This window comes from Streptomyces sp. NPDC090994 (assembly GCF_044768905.1).
Lineage (GTDB): Bacteria > Actinomycetota > Actinomycetes > Streptomycetales > Streptomycetaceae > Streptomyces.
In genome coordinates this window covers 1-17,172 of sequence record NZ_JBIVWS010000025.1, presented here as the reverse complement: position 1 = coordinate 17,172, position 17,172 = coordinate 1, and the positions used below count along the sequence as shown (strand labels likewise).

The following is a 17,172-nucleotide window of genomic DNA, read 5'->3' as shown; positions in this document are numbered from 1 at the left end:
CCCGGTCGGCGTGGACCCGGACGGCGTGGACGTGGACGTCATGGACGGAAGTGTCGCTCCAGCCCCCGCCATACGTCGTCGTACCCCTGTTGGAGATGGGGCGCCCCGGCCGCGGCGGGCGTCAGCGTCACCGGCCACCGCGTCTCGAACATGAACGCCAGCCCGTCGTCGAGCTTCTGCGGGCGCAGCTCGGCCGCGCTCGCCCGGTCGAACGTCTCCCGGTCCGGGCCGTGCGCCGACATCATGGGGTGCAGCGAGCCGCCGCCCGGCACGAAGCCCCCCTCACCGGCGGCCTTGGCGTCGTAGGCGCCCTCGATCAGCCCCATGTACTCGCTCATCACGTTGCGGTGGAAGTACGGCGGCCGGAAGGTGTCCTCGCCCACCAGCCAGCGCGGCACGAAGGCGACGAAGTCGACGCCCGCGAGGCCGGGGGTGTCGGACGGGGAGGTGAGCACGGTGAAGACCGACGGGTCGGGGTGGTCGTAGGTGATCGACCCGAGGGCGTTGAAGCGGCGCAGGTCGTAGACGTACGGGACCAGGTTGCCGTGCCAGGCGACGACGTCGAGCGGGGAGTGGTCGTAGACCGCCGTCCAGAGGTTGCCGCAGTACTTGCTGACCACCTCCGCCGGGCCCTCGACATCCTCGTACGCCGCCACCGGGGCGTGGAAGTCCCTCGGGTTCGCCAGCCCGTTGGCGCCGATCGGGCCGAGGTCGGGGAGGCGGAAGGGGGCGCCGTAGTTCTCGCAGACGTAGCCGCGGGCGGTGGCGTCCAGCAGCTCCACGCGGAACCGCACCCCGCGCGGGACCAGCGCGATGTGCCCCGGCTCGGCGGCCAGCACCCCGAACTCCGTGCGCAGCAGCAGGCCGCCGCGCTCCGGGACGATCAGCAGTTCGCCGTCGGCGTCGCTGAACACCCGGTCCATGCCGGCGGTGGCGTGGTAGAGGTGCACGGCCATGCCGGTGCGCTGCGTCGCGTCGCCGTTGCCACCGAGGGTCCACAGGCCCGCCAGGAAGTCCGTGCCGGCGGGCGGCGCGGGGAGCGGGTCCCAGCGCAGCCGGTTGGGATCGGGGACGGACTCGGTGAACGGCGCGGTGCGCAGCGCGCCGTTGTCCGCCCGGGTGAACGCCGGGTGCGCGGCCGACGGGCGGATGCGGTACAGCCACGAGCGCCGGTTGTGCGCCCTCGGCTCGGTGAACGCCGTGCCGCTCAGCTGCTCCGCGTACAGGCCGAGCGGGGCCCGCTGCGGCGAGTTGCGGCCCTCCGGCAGGGCGCCCGGCACGGCCTCGGAGCTGTGCTCGTTGCCGAAGCCGGTCAGGTGGGCCGGGCCGGCGGCGGTCTTCCGTGCGTCCGCGCTCATGATCGCTCCCTCGCAGATCCCGTCGCGAGCCGATTCCTCTGGGGAACCGTAGGATTCGGGGCCGCCGGTGCGCAAGAGGTCCTCGGGGTGGTCCGGGACCCGTCCTGCGAGGGGATGCTGACGCGGCTGGTCGGGTGCCGTCCTCCGGGAGGGCCCGGCCGGCCGGGCGCGCGTTCTCCTCGTCCCCGCGGGGCTCGCCCCCGCTTCCCGAAGCGGCCGGAGCGGCCGGCGCGGTACGGCGGACCCCGGTTCACCGGACCGGGGCGAGCAGGCATCATGAACGGCGTGCCCCATGCGACCTCGCTCCGCCGTGCCCCCGTCCAGCGGCGCAGTGCCGAACGGCTGACCCGCATCCTCGACGCCTGCGCCGACCTCCTCGACGAGGTCGGCTACGAGGAGCTGACCACCCGCGCCGTCGCCCAGCGGGCCGGCGTCCCCATCGGCTCGGTGTACCGCTTCTTCGGCAACAAGCGGCAGATGGCGGACGCGCTGGCCCAGCGCAACCTGGAGCGCTTCACGCAGCGCGTGACCGAGCGCCTGGAGCGGGCCGGCGACGGCGGCTGGCGCACGGCGCTGGACACGGTCCTCGACGAGTACCTGGCGATGAAGCGGACCGCGCCCGGCTTCTGTCTGGTCGACTTCGGCAACCAGATACCGGTCGGCGACCGCCAGGCCGCGCCCAACCACCGCGTCGCCGACCGCCTCACCGAGCTGCTCGCCGGCTCCCTCGACCGCCGCCCCGACGACGATCTGCGCCGGGTCTTCCTCGTCGCCGTGGAGACCGCCGACACCCTGGTCCAGCTCGCCTTCCGGGTCGCGCCGGACGGCGACGGGAAGATCATCGACGAGGCGCGGGAACTGCTGCGGGCGTATCTGGCGCGCGTGCTCGACTGATCCCGACGGAGGTCACCACGGCGCAAGCGTCCCGTCCCGGGGCGGGAACGCGCCGGACGGCCCGTCGGCCAGGTTTCCCCGCCACCCCTCCCCGGCATGCCTACCGGTCGGTATGCTCGGCCTCGGTCCCATGCCCTGCCGGCGCCCGTGCTCATGCTCATGCCCCGCCCGCGCGCCACCGCCGTCGCCTCCCGGGAGGACCCGTGACCCGCACCGCCCTGCGTATCTGCCCCTTGTGCGAGGCCACCTGCGGCCTGACCCTGACCGTCGAGGGCTCCCGCGTCACCGCCGCCCGCGGTGACCGCGACGATGTCTTCAGCCGTGGGTTCATCTGTCCCAAGGGCGCCTCCTTCGGCGCTCTCGACGCCGACCCGGACCGTCTCCGGGTGCCCCTGGTGCGGCGCGGCGGTGAGCTGCGCGAGGCGAGCTGGGAGGAGGCGTTCGCGGCGGTCGCCGACGGCATCCGGCCCCTGGTCGAGCGGTACGGGCCGGGGGCCGTCGGCGTCGTCCTCGGCAACCCCAACGTGCACACCGTGGCCGGCGCCCTCTACCCGCCCGTCCTGATCGGCGCCCTCGGCACCCGTGCCGTGTTCACCGCCTCCACGCTCGACCAGATGCCCAAGCACGTCTCCAGCGGCCTGCTCTTCGGCGACGCGAACGCCATCCCCGTGCCCGACCTCGACCGCACCGACCACCTCCTCCTCATCGGCGCCAACCCCGTGGAGTCCAACGGCAGTCTGTGCACCGCCCCCGACTTCCCGGGCCGCCTCAAGGCGCTGCGGGCCCGCGGCGGCACCCTCACCGTCATCGACCCGCGCCGCACCCGCACCGCCAAGCTCGCCGACCGGCACGTCGCGATCCGCCCCGGCACCGACGCGCTGCTGCTGGCGGCCGTCGCCCACGTGCTGTTCGAGGAAGGGCTGACGGACCTCGGCGCCCTCGCCGCCCATGTCGAGGGCGTCGACGAACTCCGCGCAGCGCTACGGGACTTCACCCCCGAGTCCGTCGCCCCGGCCTGCGACGTGGACGCCGCGACGACCCGTTCCCTCGCCCGCGAACTCGCCGCCGCCCCCACCGCCGCCGTCTACGCCCGCATCGGCAGCTGCACCGTCGCCCACGGCACCCTCGCCAGCTGGCTCGTCGACGTCCTCAACGTCCTCACCGGCAACCTCGACCGGCCCGGCGGCGCGCTCTTCCCGCAGGCCGCCACCGACAAGACCCCGCGCCCCGCCGGACCGGGCCGCGGCTTCGCGCTCGGCCGCTGGCGCTCCCGGGTGAGCGGACACCCGGAGGCCAAGGGGGAACTGCCGCTCGCGGCACTCGCCGAGGAGATCGACACGGGCGTCGCCGGGGGCGGCGTCCCCGCTGCCGGGGCAGGCACCGCCGCTGCCGGGAGCGGCACCCCCGTCGCCGGGGCGGGCACCGCCGCCGCTCCCGCCGGCGCCGAAGCCCACCCGCTCCGCGCCCTCGTGGCCGTAGCCGCCAACCCCGTCCTCTCCGCCCCCGACGGCGACCGCCTCGACAAGGCCCTGGCCTCCCTCGACTTCATGGTCAGCGTCGACCCCTACCTCAACGAGACCTCCCGACACGCCCACGTCGTCCTGCCCCCGCCCCCGCCCGCGCAGAGCCCCCACCACGACTTCGCCTTCAACACCCTCGCCGTCCGCAATCAGGTCCGCTACACCCGCCCCGCCGTCCCCCTGGAGCCCGGCCGCATGGCCGAGACCGAGATCATGGCCCGGCTGATCCTCGCCGTCACCGTCACCGGCACCGGCACCGCCACCGCCACCGCCACCGGCCCGGGCGGCACCGATCCGGCCGCCGTGGACGACACGGTGATCGGCCAGACCCTCCGGCGCGCGGTCCGCGAACCGCACTCGCCGGTCCACGGCCGGGACCCCGGTGAGCTGACCGCGCTGCTCACCGGCGCCGACGGCCCCGAGCGCCGCCTCGACCTCATGCTGCGCCTGGGCCCCTACGGCGACGGCTTCGGCGCCCGGCCCGACGGGCTGACCCTGGACAAGCTGCTCGCCCACCCGCACGGCATCGACCTGGGCCCCCTGCGCCCACGCCTGCCGCAGCCGCTGAAGACCCGCAGCGGCAAGGTCGAGCTGCTGCCCGGCCCGATCGCCGCCGACCTGCCCCGGCTGCGGCGGGCCCTGGCCGACCGTCCCGCCGGACTCGTCCTGGTCGGCCGCCGCCACCTGCGGTCCAACAACAGCTGGATGCACAACATCCCCGCCCTGACCGGCGGTTCCAACCGCTGCACCCTGCACCTCCACCCCGAGGACGCCGCACGGCTCGGCGTACGGGACGGCGCGGCGGTGCGGGTCAAGGGCGCCGGGGGAGAGGTGACCGTCCCCGCCGAGGTCACCGACAGCGTGCGGCCCGGCGTGGTGAGCCTGCCGCACGGCTGGGGCCACGACCGCCCCGGCACCCGCCTGAGCCACGCCGCCACCGACCCCGGCGTCAACGTCAACCAGCTCCTCGACGGCAGCCTGCTCGACCCGCTGTCCGGCAACGCCGTGCTCAACGGCGTCCCCGTCACCCTCACCCCCACGCCGTGACCTGGAGTTTTGCGCTTATTGCTCGCGTGTCAACATCTTGTTAACGCCGTCCGACGGCACCTAACGTCATCGCACCGCCGGTCCCAGGTGGGATGTTCAAAGGCGAACGTTAGGTACTCACTCATGCTGACCATCCTCGGCTTCGCCATGATCGCGACCTTCCTGGTCCTGATCATGATGAAGAAGATGTCGCCGATCGCGGCGCTCGTGCTGATCCCCGCGCTGTTCTGCGTCATCGTCGGTAAGGGCGCCCACCTCGGTGACTACGTCATCGACGGCGTCTCCAGCCTCGCCCCCACGGCGGCGATGCTCATGTTCGCGATCGTCTACTTCGGCGTGATGATCGACGTCGGGCTCTTCGACCCGATCGTCCGGGCGATCCTGAGGTTCTGCAAGGCCGACCCGATGCGGATCGTCGTCGGCACCGCCCTGCTCGCCGCGATCGTCTCCCTGGACGGCGACGGCTCGACCACCTTCATGATCACGGTCTCGGCCATGTACCCGCTGTACAAGCGGCTGAAGATGAGCCTGGTGGTGATGACCGGCGTCGCCGCGATGGCCAACGGCGTGATGAACACGCTGCCCTGGGGCGGCCCCACCGCCCGCGCCGCCACCGCGCTCAAGGTGGACGCCACCGACATCTTCGTCCCGATGATCCCGGCCCTCGCCGTCGGCCTGCTGTTCGTCCTGGTCCTCTCCTACGTCCTCGGCCTGCGCGAGCGCAAGCGGGTCGGCACCCTCACCCTCGACGAGGTGCTGGTGGAGGAGACGGAGAAGGAGAAGGAGAAGGAGACCGTGCTGGTCGGGGCGGGTGCGGGCGGCGGCGGTACGGAACCCCGCCCGGCGGCCGGCGGCACGGCCGACACCGACGACTTCCAGGGCCTGGACCCCCACCGCCCCACCCTGCGCCCCAAGCTGTACTGGTTCAACGCGCTGCTCACCGTCACCCTGCTCACCGCCATGATCATGGAGCTGCTGCCGATCCCGGTGCTGTTCCTGCTCGGCGCCGCGCTCGCGCTCACCGTCAACTTCCCCCACATGCCCGACCAGAAGGCCCGTATCGCCGCCCACGCCGACAACGTCCTCAACGTCTCCGGCATGGTCTTCGCCGCCGCCGTCTTCACCGGCGTCCTCACCGGCACCGGCATGGTCGACCACATGGCCGACTGGCTGGTGAACGCCATCCCCGAGGGCATGGGCCCCCACATGGCCCTGGTCACCGGCCTGCTGAGCCTGCCGCTCACCTACTTCATGTCCAACGACGGCTTCTACTTCGGTGTCCTGCCGGTCCTCGCCGAGGCCGGCCAGGCCCACGGCGTGTCCACCCTGGAGATCGCCCGCGCCTCGATCGTCGGCCAGCCGCTGCACATGTCCAGCCCGCTCGTCCCCGCGGTGTACGTGCTCGTCGGCATGGCGAAGGTGGAGTTCGGTGACCACACCCGGTTCGTCGTGAAGTGGGCGGCTCTCACCTGCCTGGCCGTCCTCGCGGCGGGCATCCTGTTCGGCATCGTCTGATCCGGTCGTTTGATTCGGTCGTCCGAACCAGGCCGTCGGAACCAGGCCGTCGGAACCAGGCCGTCGGAACCAGGCCGTCGGAACTGGGTCGTCCGACCCGGTCGTCCGAACCCGCACAGTGGAGGATTCGCTCATGAGGCCGAGGCCCGGTGGGAACCGAGGCTGGCTGCTCCGCCTCGTCATCGCCTTCTCGTTCGCGCAGGGAGCGGTGTCGATGGCCCGGCCCGCCGTCTCGTACCGGGCGCTGGCGCTGGGCGCGGACGAGCGGGCGGTCGGTGTGATCGCGGGCGTCTACGCGCTGCTGCCGCTGTTCGCCGCCGTGCCGCTGGGCCGCCGCACCGACCACGGCCGTTGCGCCCCGCTGCTGCCCGTCGGGGTCGTCCTGATCTCCGGCGGCTGCGCGCTCAGCGGCGCCGCCGGCTCCCTGTGGGCGATGGCGCTGTGGAGCGGCGTCATGGGCCTGGGGCACCTGTGCTTCGTGATCGGGGCGCAGTCGCTGGTGGCCCGCCAGTCCGCGCCGCACGAACAGGACCGCAACTTCGGCCACTTCACCATCGGCGCCTCGCTGGGCCAGCTCGTCGGCCCGATCGCGGCCGGCGCGGTCATCGGCGGTTCCGACATGGCGCACAGCAGCGCGGTGGCTCTGGTGGCGGCGGGCGCGGGCGGCGCGGTCGCGCTGACGTCGCTGTGGCGCATAGAGCACCGTACGGCCGTGAAGTCCGCCGCGGTACCGGGCGCGCGCGTCCCCGTGGGCCGCATCCTGCGCGCGCGGGGCGTGCCCGCGGGCATGCTCATCAGCCTGTCCGTGCTGTCCGCGACCGACATCCTCACCGCCTATCTGCCGGTGGTCGGCGAACACCGGGGCATCGCCCCCTCGGTGATCGGCGTCCTGCTCAGTCTGCGCGCGGCGGCCACCATCGCCTGCCGGCTGGTGCTGACGCCGCTGCTGCGGCTGCTGGGCCGCACCGCGCTGCTCACCGTCACCTGCCTGCTCGCCGCCCTGCTCTGCGCGGGCGTCGCACTGCCCCTGCCGGTCTGGGCGCTGGGGCTGCTCCTTGTCGTCCTCGGCTTCTGCCTGGGCGTCGGCCAGCCGCTGTCCATGACGACCGTCGTCCAGGCGGCCCCCGCCGAGGCCCGTTCCACCGCCCTCGCCCTGCGCCTGACCGGCAACCGCCTCGGCCAGGTCGCCGCCCCCGCCGCGGCCGGCCTGATCGCCGGGGTCGCGGGCGTGGCCGCCCCCTTCGTCATGCTCGGCGCCCTGCTCCTGCTCTCCTCGGGCGTGGCCCTGCGCGCCCCCCGCCCGGCCGCCGCGCCCCCGCCACGCTCCGCCGGCCCGGCCGGCGAGGCGAGTGCGTCCAGCCCGGCGCGGCTGCCGGGCCAGGAGGAGTGAGACCCGGTAGGAAAAGGGGCCATGCGCCTCACGGACTTCCCCCGCCCCCGCCCCCGTACTCGTACCCGTACTCGTACTGGGTCCCCCCTCCGGGGCCGGACGGCCCTCGCCACGGCCGGGCTCCTGCTGGCCGTCGCCGCGCCCGCGGCCTACGCCGCCCTGGACGGCGAGGACACCTCCGCCGCGGCCTCCTCGGTACCGGGCCGCGGAACCCCGTACGTGGAGACCCAGCTCTTCTTCGGCACCGAGCGGCCCGACGGCGGACCCGCCGTCACCGAGCGGCAGTTCATGGACTTCGTCGACGACGAGGTCACCCCCGACTTCCCCGACGGGCTGACCGTGCAGAGCGGACACGGGCAGTGGCGGGACGCGACCGGAACCATCGGGAAAGAGCGGTCGTACGAGCTGATCCTGCTGTACCCGGTCGCCGAGGCGGGCCCGAGCGACCGCAGGATCGAGGAGATCCGCCGGGCGTACGAGAAGGCCTTCGGCCAGGAGTCCGTGGGCCGCGTCGATCTGCGGGGCAGCGCCGACTTCTGAGCCGTCGGTCCCCCGTTCGCGGGCAAGGTGAGCCGTGCCATTCGGGCGGACCCTGGTGCCAGAAAACTAACGGCGCTAGTTTGGGGTCCGGACGACGGAGACCGCCCGGCCGGAAGGAACGCGAACGCGATGAAGGCACAAGACGGCATGTACATCGACGGCGCCTGGCGACCCGCCGCGAGCCGGGACACGATCGCCGTCGTGAACCCGGCCGACGAGCAGGTGATCGGCCGGGTCCCGGCCGGGGACGCGCAGGACGTCGACAGCGCCGTGCGGGCCGCCCGCGCCGCCCTCCCGGGCTGGGCCGCCACCCCGCCGGCCGAGCGCGGCGCCCGGCTGGCCGCGCTCAGGGACGTCCTGGTGGCCCGCAAGGACGAGATCGCCGAGACGGTCACCGCGGAGCTGGGCTCCCCGCTGAAGTTCTCCCAGGCCGTGCACGCGGGCACCCCGATCGCCGTGGCCGGCTCCTACGCCGAGCTGGCGACGACGTACGCCTTCGAGGAGAAGGTCGGCAACTCCACGGTCTACCAGGAGCCGGTGGGCGTCGTGGGTGCCATCACCCCCTGGAACTACCCGCTGCACCAGATCGTCGCCAAGGTCGCCCCGGCGCTCGCGGCGGGCTGCACCGTCGTGCTCAAGCCCGCCGAGGACACCCCGCTGGTCGCCCAGCTCTTCGCGGAGGCGGTGCACGAGGCCGGGGTCCCGGCGGGCGTGTTCAACCTGGTCACCGGGCTCGGCCCGGTCGCCGGCCAGGCCCTCGCCGAGCACCCCGGCGTCGACCTGGTCTCCTTCACCGGCTCCACCGCCGTCGGCCGCCGGATCGGCGCGACGGCCGGTGCCGCCGTCAAGCGAGTCGCCCTCGAACTCGGCGGCAAGTCCGCCAACGTCATCCTGCCCACCGCCGACCTGGCCAGGGCGGTCAACGTCGGCGTCGCCAACGTCATGTCCAACTCCGGTCAGACGTGCAGCGCCTGGACCCGGATGCTGGTCCACCGCGACCAGTACGACGAGGCCGTCGAGCTGGCCTCGGCCGCCGCCGCCAAGTACGGCGAGCGCATCGGGCCGGTCGTCAACGACGGGCAGCGCCGGCGGGTGCGCGGCTACATCGAGAAGGGCGTCGCCGAGGGCGCCCGGCTGGTTGCGGGCGGCCCCGACGACCCGCGCGAGCGCGGCTACTACGTCCGGCCCACCGTCTTCGCCGACGTCACCGAGGACATGACCATCGCCCAGGAGGAGATCTTCGGCCCGGTCCTGTGCCTCTTGAAGTACGAGGACGAGGACGACGCCCTGCGGATCGCCAACGGCACGGTCTACGGGCTGGCCGGCGCCGTCTGGGCCGGGGACGAGGCGGAAGCGGTCGCCTTCGCCCGCAGGATGGAGACCGGGCAGGTCGACATCAACGGCGGCCGGTTCAACCCGCTGGCCCCGTTCGGCGGTTACAAGCAGTCCGGTGTGGGCCGCGAACTTGGCCGGCACGGCCTGGCCGAGTACCTCCAGACCAAGTCCCTCCAGTTCTGAGCCCGCTCTGAGCCCGTCCTGAGCCTGCATCGCACCCGTTTCTCCGAGTTCGTTCCGAGCCCCAGGGGAGTCCGCCCGTCATGGCTGTCCGTGCCGCCGTAGTACCCGCCGTCGGTTCTCCGCTGGAGATCACCGGGATAGAACTGCCCGACCCGGGCCCCGGTCAGGTCCGGATCCGGCTCACCGCCGCCGGCGTCTGCCACTCCGACCTGTCCCTGTCCAACGGCACCATGCGGGTGCCGCTGCCCGCCGTCCTCGGCCACGAGGGCGCCGGTACGGTCGTCAGTGTCGGTGAGGGTGTGGAGCGCCTCGCCCCCGGCGACGCCGTCGTCCTCAACTGGGCGCCGTCCTGCGGCACCTGCCACGCCTGCTCGCTCGGCGAGGTCTGGCTGTGCGCGAACGCCTTGTCCGGCGCCGCGCACACGCACGCCCACCGCGCCGACGACGGCACCGCACTGCACCCCGGGCTGAACGTCGCCGCGTTCGCCGAGGAGACGGTCGTCGACGCGTCCTGCGTCCTGCCCGCCCCCGACGGCGTCCCGCTCACCGACGCCGCCCTGCTCGGCTGCGCCGTCCTCACCGGCTACGGCGCCGTCCACCACTCGGCGAAGGTCCGGGAGGGCGAGACGGTCGCCGTCTTCGGCGTCGGGGGAGTGGGCCTCGCCACCCTCCAGTCGGCCCGGATCGCGGGCGCCTCGAAGATCGTCGCCGTGGACGTGTCCCCGGAGAAGGAGGAGCTGGCCCGCGCCGCCGGTGCCACCGACTACGTCCTCGCCTCCGACACCACCGCCCGCGAGATCCGCGCCCTCACCGGCAAGCAGGGCGTCGACGTGGCCGTGGAGTGCGTGGGCCGCGCGGTCACCATCCGCACCGCCTGGGAATCCACCCGGCGCGGCGGACGGACCACGGTCGTCGGCATCGGCGGCAAGGACCAGCAGGTCACCTTCAACGCTCTGGAGATCTTCCACTGGGGCCGCACCCTGACCGGCTGCGTCTACGGCAACAGCGACCCGGCCCGCGACCTCCCGGTCCTCGCCGGACACGTCCGCGCCGGCCGCCTGGACCTCGGCGCCCTGGTGACCGAACGCATCGCCCTGGACGGCATCCCGGCCGCCTTCGACAACATGCTGGCGGGCAAGGGCGGACGGGCGCTGGTGGTCTTCTAGTAGTGCTTCGTTACGTTGGGTGATCTCGGCTGGTGGTGGGCATCTTCTACGGTATGAGGCTGGGGGAGGTGGAACGGCTCCGGGGCGAGTCGTCGGAGTTCACGCCGCGGCCGAGCCATCGCCTCCGACGGCGGCGGCCCGGGCCCGCGCCCGGGACCGCGACACCCCCACACCCGCCAGACACAGCGCCCCGCCCACCAGGGTGAGCGGACCCGGCACCTCGTCCAGCGCCAGCCACGACAGCAGGACGACCAGCGCGGGAACCGCGTAGGTGGTCGCGCCCATCCGGCCGGCGGTCGTGCGGGCCAGCGCGTACGCCCACGTGGTGAACGCCAGCGCGGTCGGGAAGACGCCCAGGTAGACCATGTTGAGGGTCGCGGACAGGGGCGCGTCGGCCGCCTCGTGGGCCAACTGCCCCGCGAACGGCAGACAGACCACCGCCCCGACCAGGCACCCCCACGTCGTCACCTGGAGCGCGCTCGCCCGGCCCAGAGCCGGCTTCTGGGCGACGACCCCGCCCGCGTACGCCACGGCGGCCAGCAGGCACAGCACCACCCCGAGCACCGAGGCGGAGCCCTCGCCCGACATCGACAGCCCCACGGTCACCGCCCCGGCGAACGACACCGCCATCCCGGCCAGCAGCCTCGGCGGCACGGCGTCCCCGAGCAGCCGCGCGCCGAGCAGCGCGATGAGGATCGGTCCGACATTGACGACCAGGGCGGCCGTACCGGCGTCCACCTGCTGTTCGCCCCAGTTGAGGGCGACCATGTAGAAGCCGAACCACAGCACGCCTGACAGCGCGATGCCCCGCCAGGCCGGCCGGGGCGGGAGCCCCTCCCGCCGTACCAGGCAGATCAGCCCCAGCACCAGGGCTCCGGACAGCAGACGGCCGAGCGCCAGCGCGCCCGGCGAGTAGGCGTCGCCGGCACTGCGGATGGAGACGAAGGCGGAGGCCCACAGGACGACGGTGACCGCGGCGGCACCGGCCGCCGACCGGGAGGGGGACATCATGCTCCAGAGGGTGGGAAGGACGCTGGGAAGGAGGGCGGTGCGGTGGAAACCGGCGGTCGCCCAAGACGGGCATCGGCGCTCAGCGCAAGGCGTCCGCCGGCACGCCCAGCAGTTCCGACAGCGCCCGCGCCCCCGCCGCCGTCACCTTCACCGCCCGCCCGCTGCCGATGCGCACGCACCAGCCCGCGTCGAGGGCGTGCCGGCACAGCGCGGCGCCCGCGACACCGGCGAGATGGGGGCGGCGTTCGGTCCAGTCGAGGCAGGCCCGGGCCAGCGGCCGGCGCCCGGTGCGGGCGAGCCCGATGCCGGTCGCGTCGAACCAGGCGAGACCCGCGTCCGTGAGCGCGAACCCGGTGTCCTGCCGCAGCAGCCCCCGGGCGGTCAGCGCGTCGGTCACCGCGATCCCGAGCCGCCCGGCGAGGTGGTCGTAACAGGTGCGCCCCCGGGCCATCGCCGACCCGGCGCCCGCCGCGGCCAGTGAACGCGGACGCCGCGCCACGGCCTCGGGCGCCACCTGCGCGGTCAGGTCCTCCACGAGCTGCGCCACCCGGTCGTCGGCCAGCCGTACGTACCGGTGCCGCCCCTGCCGCTCCTCGGTCAGCAGACCGCCCGCGACCAGCTTGCCCAGGTGCTCGCTGACCGTGGACGGCGCGACCCCGGCGTGCCGGGCCAGCTCACCGGCGGTCCACGCCCGCCCGTCGAGCAGCGCCAGCAGACACGCGGCCCGCGTCTCGTCGGCGATCAGCCCGGCCAGCCGCGCCAGCCCGGCCGCACCGGGGTCCTTGAAGGTCATGGCACCAGCATGCGGCACGGACACTTCGGCGGGCGCCGCAGCCTCTCGGCCGTCCTGTGCGCTCTCAGTCGTCCTGAGCGCTCTCGGCCGTCCTGTGCGCTCTCAGCCGTCCTGTGCGACCTGCTCGTACTGGAGGGCCAGTCCGTCCAGCAGAGCCGCGAGCCCCGTCTCGAAGGCCCGCTCGTCGATCTTCTCCTGCTGGTCGGCGAGCCGGTGGGCCTGCTGGAGGTGGGGGTAGTCGGCGGGGTCGTAGGCGCCGGGCTCGGCGGGGAAGCCGGCGGCGAAGGAACCCAGCGCGGAGCCCATCACGAAGTACCGCATCAGCGCGCCGATCGAGGTGGCCTGTGCCGGGGGCCAGCCGGCCTCGACCATCGCGCCGTAGACGGCGTCCGCCAGGCGCAGCGCGGCCGGGCGGTGGCCGGGGCCGTGGGCGAGGACCGGGACGATGTTGGGGTGGTCGCGCAGCGCGGCCCGGTAGGAGACGGCCCAGTCGTGCAGGGCGGTCCGCCAGGGCCGGCCGTCCTCGAACATCGACAGGTCGACCTGTCCGCTCACCGAGTCGGCGACCGCCTCCAGGATCTCGTCCTTGGTGCGGAAGTGGTTGTAGAGCGAGGGCCCGCTGACGCCCAGTTCGGCGGCGAGCCGGCGGGTGGAGACGGCCGCGAGGCCCTCCGCGTCCACCAGCGCACGGGCCGCCGTGACGATCCGTTCGGTGCTGAGCAGGGGCTTGCGCGGTCGGGCCATGGCGCACATAGTAGGGCTGCGACAAGAAACTAGCAGTGCTAATTAATGTTCGTTCGTCTGTGAGGTGGCGCGGCATGAACCTGGAGCTCGGCGAGGAACAGAGTGCCGTCCGGCAGCTGGCCCGGGACTTCGTCGACCGCGAGATCACCCCGCACGTCGTCGCCTGGGACCGCGCCGAGGACGTGGACCGGGCCGTGGTCAAGAAGCTCGGCGAGGTCGGCTTCCTCGGGCTGACCATCGACGAGGAGTACGGCGGCTCGGGCGGCGACCACCTCGCGTACTGCCTGGTCACGGAGGAGCTGGGCCGCGGGGACTCCTCCGTGCGCGGCATCGTGTCGGTCTCCCTCGGCCTGGTCGCCAAGACCATCGCGGCCTGGGGCGACGAGGAGCAGAAGCGCCGCTGGCTGCCGGGCCTGACCTCCGGCGAGTACGTCGGCTGCTTCGGCCTGACCGAGCCCGGCACGGGATCGGACGCGGGCAACCTCTCCACGCGGGCCGTCCGCGACGGCGACGACTACGTGATCAACGGCACCAAGATGTTCATCACCAACGGCACCTGGGCCGACGTCGTGCTGCTCTTCGCCCGCTCCACGGACGCCCCCGGCCACAAGGGCGTCTCCGCCTTCCTGGTCCCCACCGACACTCCTGGCCTGACCCGCCGCACCCTCCACGGCAAGCTCGGCCTGCGCGGCCAGGCCACCGCCGAACTGGTCCTGGAGGACGTCCGCGTGCCCGCGTCCGCGATGCTGGCCCCCGAGGGCAAGGGATTCTCGGTCGCCATGTCGGCGCTGGCCAAGGGCCGGATGTCGGTCGCGGCCGGCTGCGTCGGCATAGCCCAGGCCGCGCTGGACGCGGCCGTGAAGTACGCCGGGGAGCGCGAGCAGTTCGGCAAGCCCATCGCCGGCCACCAGCTCGTCCAGGAACTGATCAGCGACATCGCCGTCGACGTGGACGCTGCCCGCCTGCTGACCTGGCGGGTCGCCGACCTGATCGACCGCGGGCAGCCCTTCGCCGTCGAGTCCTCCAAGGCCAAGCTGTTCGCCTCCGAGGCCGCCGTCCGCGCCGCCAACAACGCCCTCCAGGTCTTCGGCGGCTACGGCTACATCGACGAGTACCCGGCCGGCAAGCTGCTGCGCGACGCCCGCGTGATGACCCTCTACGAGGGCACCAGCCAGATCCAGAAACTGGTCATCGGGCGGGCGCTGACGGGCGTGTCGGCGTTCTGAGTACGAGGTCTGAGTAGGCGGGCGGATGTGGTCGCGGCCACGTCCGCCGACGCTTGTCCCCATGAGTGACACACCGGTCAAGCAGCAGAGCACGGCCGCCTTCTACGGGCAGGCCGTCGCGTCCTTCGCGGTCGCCATGGCCGCGACCGCCATCGGCATCTTCAACCTGGACGCCGACGCCTGGGTGCGCGCCTTCCTCGGGATCGCCGTCCTGTACCTCGTCACCTCGTCCTTCACCCTGGCGAAGATCATCCGCGACCGGCAGGAGGCCGGGCAGATCGTCAGCCGCGTCGACCAGGCACGGGTGGAGCAGCTGCTCGCCGCGCACGACCCCTTCCAGAAGCTGTGAGCCGGCCGATCTAAGCGCCCGCTCAGCTTCGGCGGTATGGTGGTCCTCCTGTCACCGAGAGGGGCGAGAAGGCGATGAGTACGGCGGAGGAGACCAGGGGCGGCGACACCGAGCCCTGGAGCGAGGTCACCCCTGACGCGGCCCGGCGGCTGCTGGTCGCCGCCGTGGAGGCCTTCGCCGAGCGCGGCTACCACGCCACGACCACCCGGGACATCGCGGGGCGGGCGGGCATGAGCCCGGCCGCGCTGTACATCCACTACAAGACCAAGGAAGAACTGCTCCACCGCATCAGCCGGATCGGCCACGCCCGGGCGCTGGACATCCTGCGCACGGCGGCCCGGGGCGAGGGCGGCGCCACCGAGCGGCTCGCCGACGCCGTCAGTTCCTTCGTCCGCTGGCACGCGGGCCGGCGCACCACCGCGCGGGTGGTCCAGTACGAACTGGACGCGCTCGGTCCGGACGCCCGCGCGGAGATCGTCGCGCTGCGCCGCCAGTGCGACGCCGAGGTGCGCGGCATCATCGAGGACGGCGTGGCCACCGGCGAGTTCGAGGTGCTCGACCTCAAGGGGACCACGCTGGCCGTGCTCTCGCTCTGCATCGACGTGGCCCGCTGGTTCAACGTCAACGGCACCCGGACGCCCGACGAGGTCGGCGCGCTCTACGCCGACCTCGTGCTGCGGATGGTGGGCGCGAAGACCCCGGCCGCCGGTCGGGACCAGTAGCGGCGTGACGTATCAGAAGTAGTACCGCGAGACCGACTCCGCGGCGCACACCGGCTTGTCCCCGCCCTCGCGCTCCACGGTGAAGGCGACGGTGACCTGGACGCCGCCGGTGACGTCCTCGGCGTTCGTGATGGCCGCGGTGGCGCGCAGCCGGGAGCCGACCGGTACGGGGGAGGGGAAACGGACCTTGTTGGTGCCGTAGTTGACCCCCATCTTCACGCCCTCGACGGCGAGGAGCTGCGGTCCGAACAGGGGCAGCAGCGACAGTGTCAGATAGCCGTGCGCGATCGTGGTGCCGAACGGCCCGGCGGCGGCCCTCTCCGGATCGACGTGGATCCACTGGTGGTCGCCGGTCGCCTCCGCGAACAGGTCGATCCGCTTCTGGTCGATCTCCAGCCAGTCGGTGTACCCCAGTCGCTCGCCCACCGCCGCCTTCAGTTCGTCGGCGGAGGTGAAGATCCTCGGCTCTGCCATGTCCCGGCCTCCCGCGTGTGCCGTGTCGTCTCTGCTAAGCAACTGCTTAGCATGGTCGGCTGCGCGGCCCCTGTCAACGGACCGGGCGGAGTGCGGGATGGGTAGTCTTCGAGGGGTGCCCCAGATTCCAGAGAAGATCCACGAACTCACGGTCGGCCAGGTCGCCGCGCGCAGCGGCGCCGCCGTCTCCGCCCTCCACTTCTACGAGTCCAAGGGCCTGATCAGCAGCCGCCGCACCGCGGGCAACCAGCGCCGCTACAGCCGGGACGCCCTGCGCCGGGTCGCCTTCATCCGGGCCGCCCAGCGGGTCGGCATCCCGCTCGCCACGATCCGTGAGGCGCTCGCCGAACTGCCCGAGGAGCGCACGCCCACGAGGGACGACTGGGCCCGTCTCTCCGAGGCCTGGCGCTCCGAACTGGACGAGCGCATCAAGCAGCTCAACCGGCTGCGGGACCACCTCACCGACTGCATCGGCTGCGGGTGCCTGTCCCTAGACACCTGCGTGCTGTCCAACCCGGACGACGTCTTCGGCGAGAGCCGGGCCGGGTCCCGCCTGATGGTGGAACGGGGCGGCGGCCGGCGCGGGGCCTAAGGCCTGTCGTTCGGATCACGCCGCAGACGCGGGGTCTGGTGCGCGCATCTGCGGCGTTGTCGTCACTCGCCGACTCCCCCATGCTCGGCTGCGCTCGCGCGGGGGGACCCCCATCGCGTCGACTCCCTCCTCCGCCTTGCAGCTGCACGCACCAGACCCCGCTCACCGGCATGGACAAGTCCCGCCGCTGTCCTGCGTCCTGATCCGAACGACAGGCCCTAGGTGTATTGACCCGCAGCGTTGTTGACGCGGCTGATGGGCGGGTGTCCGTCCAGTGCGGTGTGGCAGCGGTGGTGGTTGTAGGTGTGGAGGA

General features: G+C 73.2%; 16 protein-coding genes. 11 read left to right on the top strand and 5 right to left on the bottom strand.

Features of this window, described 5'->3' with window-relative positions:
• Positions 1–38 precede the first annotated feature (38 nt).
• Complete coding sequence (hmgA, locus tag ACIQR3_RS32730; RefSeq protein WP_403544439.1) at positions 39–1,358, bottom strand: homogentisate 1,2-dioxygenase; 1,320 nt, start codon at positions 1,356–1,358, stop codon at positions 39–41.
• 276 nt (positions 1,359–1,634) lie between these two features.
• Here hmgA and ACIQR3_RS32725 point away from each other — a divergent pair, with 276 nt between their 5' ends.
• The 7 genes from ACIQR3_RS32725 (at position 1,635) to ACIQR3_RS32695 (ending at position 10,948) form a co-directional block, all read left to right on the top strand.
• Positions 1,635–2,252 (top strand): TetR/AcrR family transcriptional regulator, encoded by a 618-nt coding sequence (locus ACIQR3_RS32725; protein ID WP_403544437.1) that lies wholly within the window; start codon positions 1,635–1,637, stop codon positions 2,250–2,252.
• Between the two features lie 203 nt (positions 2,253–2,455).
• Positions 2,456–4,819, top strand: coding sequence for a molybdopterin oxidoreductase family protein (locus ACIQR3_RS32720; RefSeq protein WP_403544435.1), 2,364 nt, complete (start codon positions 2,456–2,458; stop codon positions 4,817–4,819).
• Positions 4,820–4,942: 123 nt separating this feature from the next.
• Positions 4,943–6,334 carry a CitMHS family transporter gene (locus ACIQR3_RS32715; protein ID WP_403544434.1) on the top strand — a complete coding sequence of 464 codons (1,392 nt, stop codon included), beginning with the start codon at positions 4,943–4,945 and terminating at the stop codon, positions 6,332–6,334.
• Positions 6,335–6,467: 133 nt separating this feature from the next.
• On the top strand, positions 6,468–7,724 hold the full coding sequence (locus tag ACIQR3_RS32710) for an MFS transporter (protein WP_403544432.1): 1,257 nt from the start codon (positions 6,468–6,470) through the stop codon (positions 7,722–7,724).
• A gap of 21 nt (positions 7,725–7,745) precedes the next feature.
• Positions 7,746–8,264 (top strand): DUF3574 domain-containing protein, encoded by a 519-nt coding sequence (locus ACIQR3_RS32705; protein ID WP_403544430.1) that lies wholly within the window; start codon positions 7,746–7,748, stop codon positions 8,262–8,264.
• A gap of 129 nt (positions 8,265–8,393) precedes the next feature.
• A complete protein-coding gene (locus ACIQR3_RS32700) occupies positions 8,394–9,782 on the top strand; it encodes an aldehyde dehydrogenase family protein (RefSeq protein WP_403544429.1) in 1,389 nt (462 codons plus the stop codon).
• Positions 9,783–9,862: 80 nt separating this feature from the next.
• The gene (locus tag ACIQR3_RS32695; RefSeq protein WP_403544428.1) at positions 9,863–10,948 is read left to right on the top strand and encodes a Zn-dependent alcohol dehydrogenase; all 1,086 of its coding nucleotides are present in this window, start codon (positions 9,863–9,865) and stop codon (positions 10,946–10,948) included.
• A gap of 99 nt (positions 10,949–11,047) precedes the next feature.
• Here ACIQR3_RS32695 and ACIQR3_RS32690 read toward each other — a convergent pair whose 3' ends face one another.
• The 3 genes from ACIQR3_RS32690 to ACIQR3_RS32680 all read right to left on the bottom strand — a co-directional run bounded on the left by ACIQR3_RS32690 (position 11,048) and on the right by ACIQR3_RS32680 (position 13,496).
• Positions 11,048–11,959: a DMT family transporter gene (locus tag ACIQR3_RS32690; protein ID WP_403544426.1), complete on the bottom strand. Its 912-nt coding sequence runs from the start codon at positions 11,957–11,959 to the stop codon at positions 11,048–11,050.
• A gap of 79 nt (positions 11,960–12,038) precedes the next feature.
• A complete protein-coding gene (locus ACIQR3_RS32685; RefSeq protein ID WP_403544424.1) occupies positions 12,039–12,752 on the bottom strand; it encodes an ArsR/SmtB family transcription factor in 714 nt (237 codons plus the stop codon).
• Positions 12,753–12,854: 102 nt separating this feature from the next.
• Positions 12,855–13,496 carry a TetR/AcrR family transcriptional regulator gene (locus ACIQR3_RS32680; protein WP_403544422.1) on the bottom strand — a complete coding sequence of 214 codons (642 nt, stop codon included), beginning with the start codon at positions 13,494–13,496 and terminating at the stop codon, positions 12,855–12,857.
• A 74-nt stretch (positions 13,497–13,570) separates the two neighbouring features.
• Here ACIQR3_RS32680 and ACIQR3_RS32675 point away from each other — a divergent pair, with 74 nt between their 5' ends.
• The 3 genes from ACIQR3_RS32675 to ACIQR3_RS32665 all read left to right on the top strand — a co-directional run bounded on the left by ACIQR3_RS32675 (position 13,571) and on the right by ACIQR3_RS32665 (position 15,793).
• On the top strand, positions 13,571–14,722 hold the full coding sequence (locus ACIQR3_RS32675) for an acyl-CoA dehydrogenase family protein (RefSeq protein ID WP_403544420.1): 1,152 nt from the start codon (positions 13,571–13,573) through the stop codon (positions 14,720–14,722).
• A gap of 61 nt (positions 14,723–14,783) precedes the next feature.
• Complete coding sequence (locus ACIQR3_RS32670; RefSeq protein WP_403544418.1) at positions 14,784–15,071, top strand: YiaA/YiaB family inner membrane protein; 288 nt, start codon at positions 14,784–14,786, stop codon at positions 15,069–15,071.
• A 74-nt stretch (positions 15,072–15,145) separates the two neighbouring features.
• Positions 15,146–15,793 (top strand): TetR/AcrR family transcriptional regulator, encoded by a 648-nt coding sequence (locus ACIQR3_RS32665; RefSeq protein ID WP_403544417.1) that lies wholly within the window; start codon positions 15,146–15,148, stop codon positions 15,791–15,793.
• Between the two features lie 12 nt (positions 15,794–15,805).
• Here the strand turns inward: ACIQR3_RS32665 and ACIQR3_RS32660 are convergent, their stop codons facing one another.
• Entirely contained in the window at positions 15,806–16,267 is a 462-nt protein-coding gene (locus ACIQR3_RS32660) for a MaoC family dehydratase (RefSeq protein WP_403544415.1), read from the bottom strand.
• Positions 16,268–16,382: 115 nt separating this feature from the next.
• Here ACIQR3_RS32660 and soxR point away from each other — a divergent pair, with 115 nt between their 5' ends.
• A complete protein-coding gene (soxR, locus tag ACIQR3_RS32655) occupies positions 16,383–16,859 on the top strand; it encodes a redox-sensitive transcriptional activator SoxR (RefSeq protein ID WP_403544413.1) in 477 nt (158 codons plus the stop codon).
• The last annotated feature ends 313 nt before the right edge of the window (positions 16,860–17,172 follow it).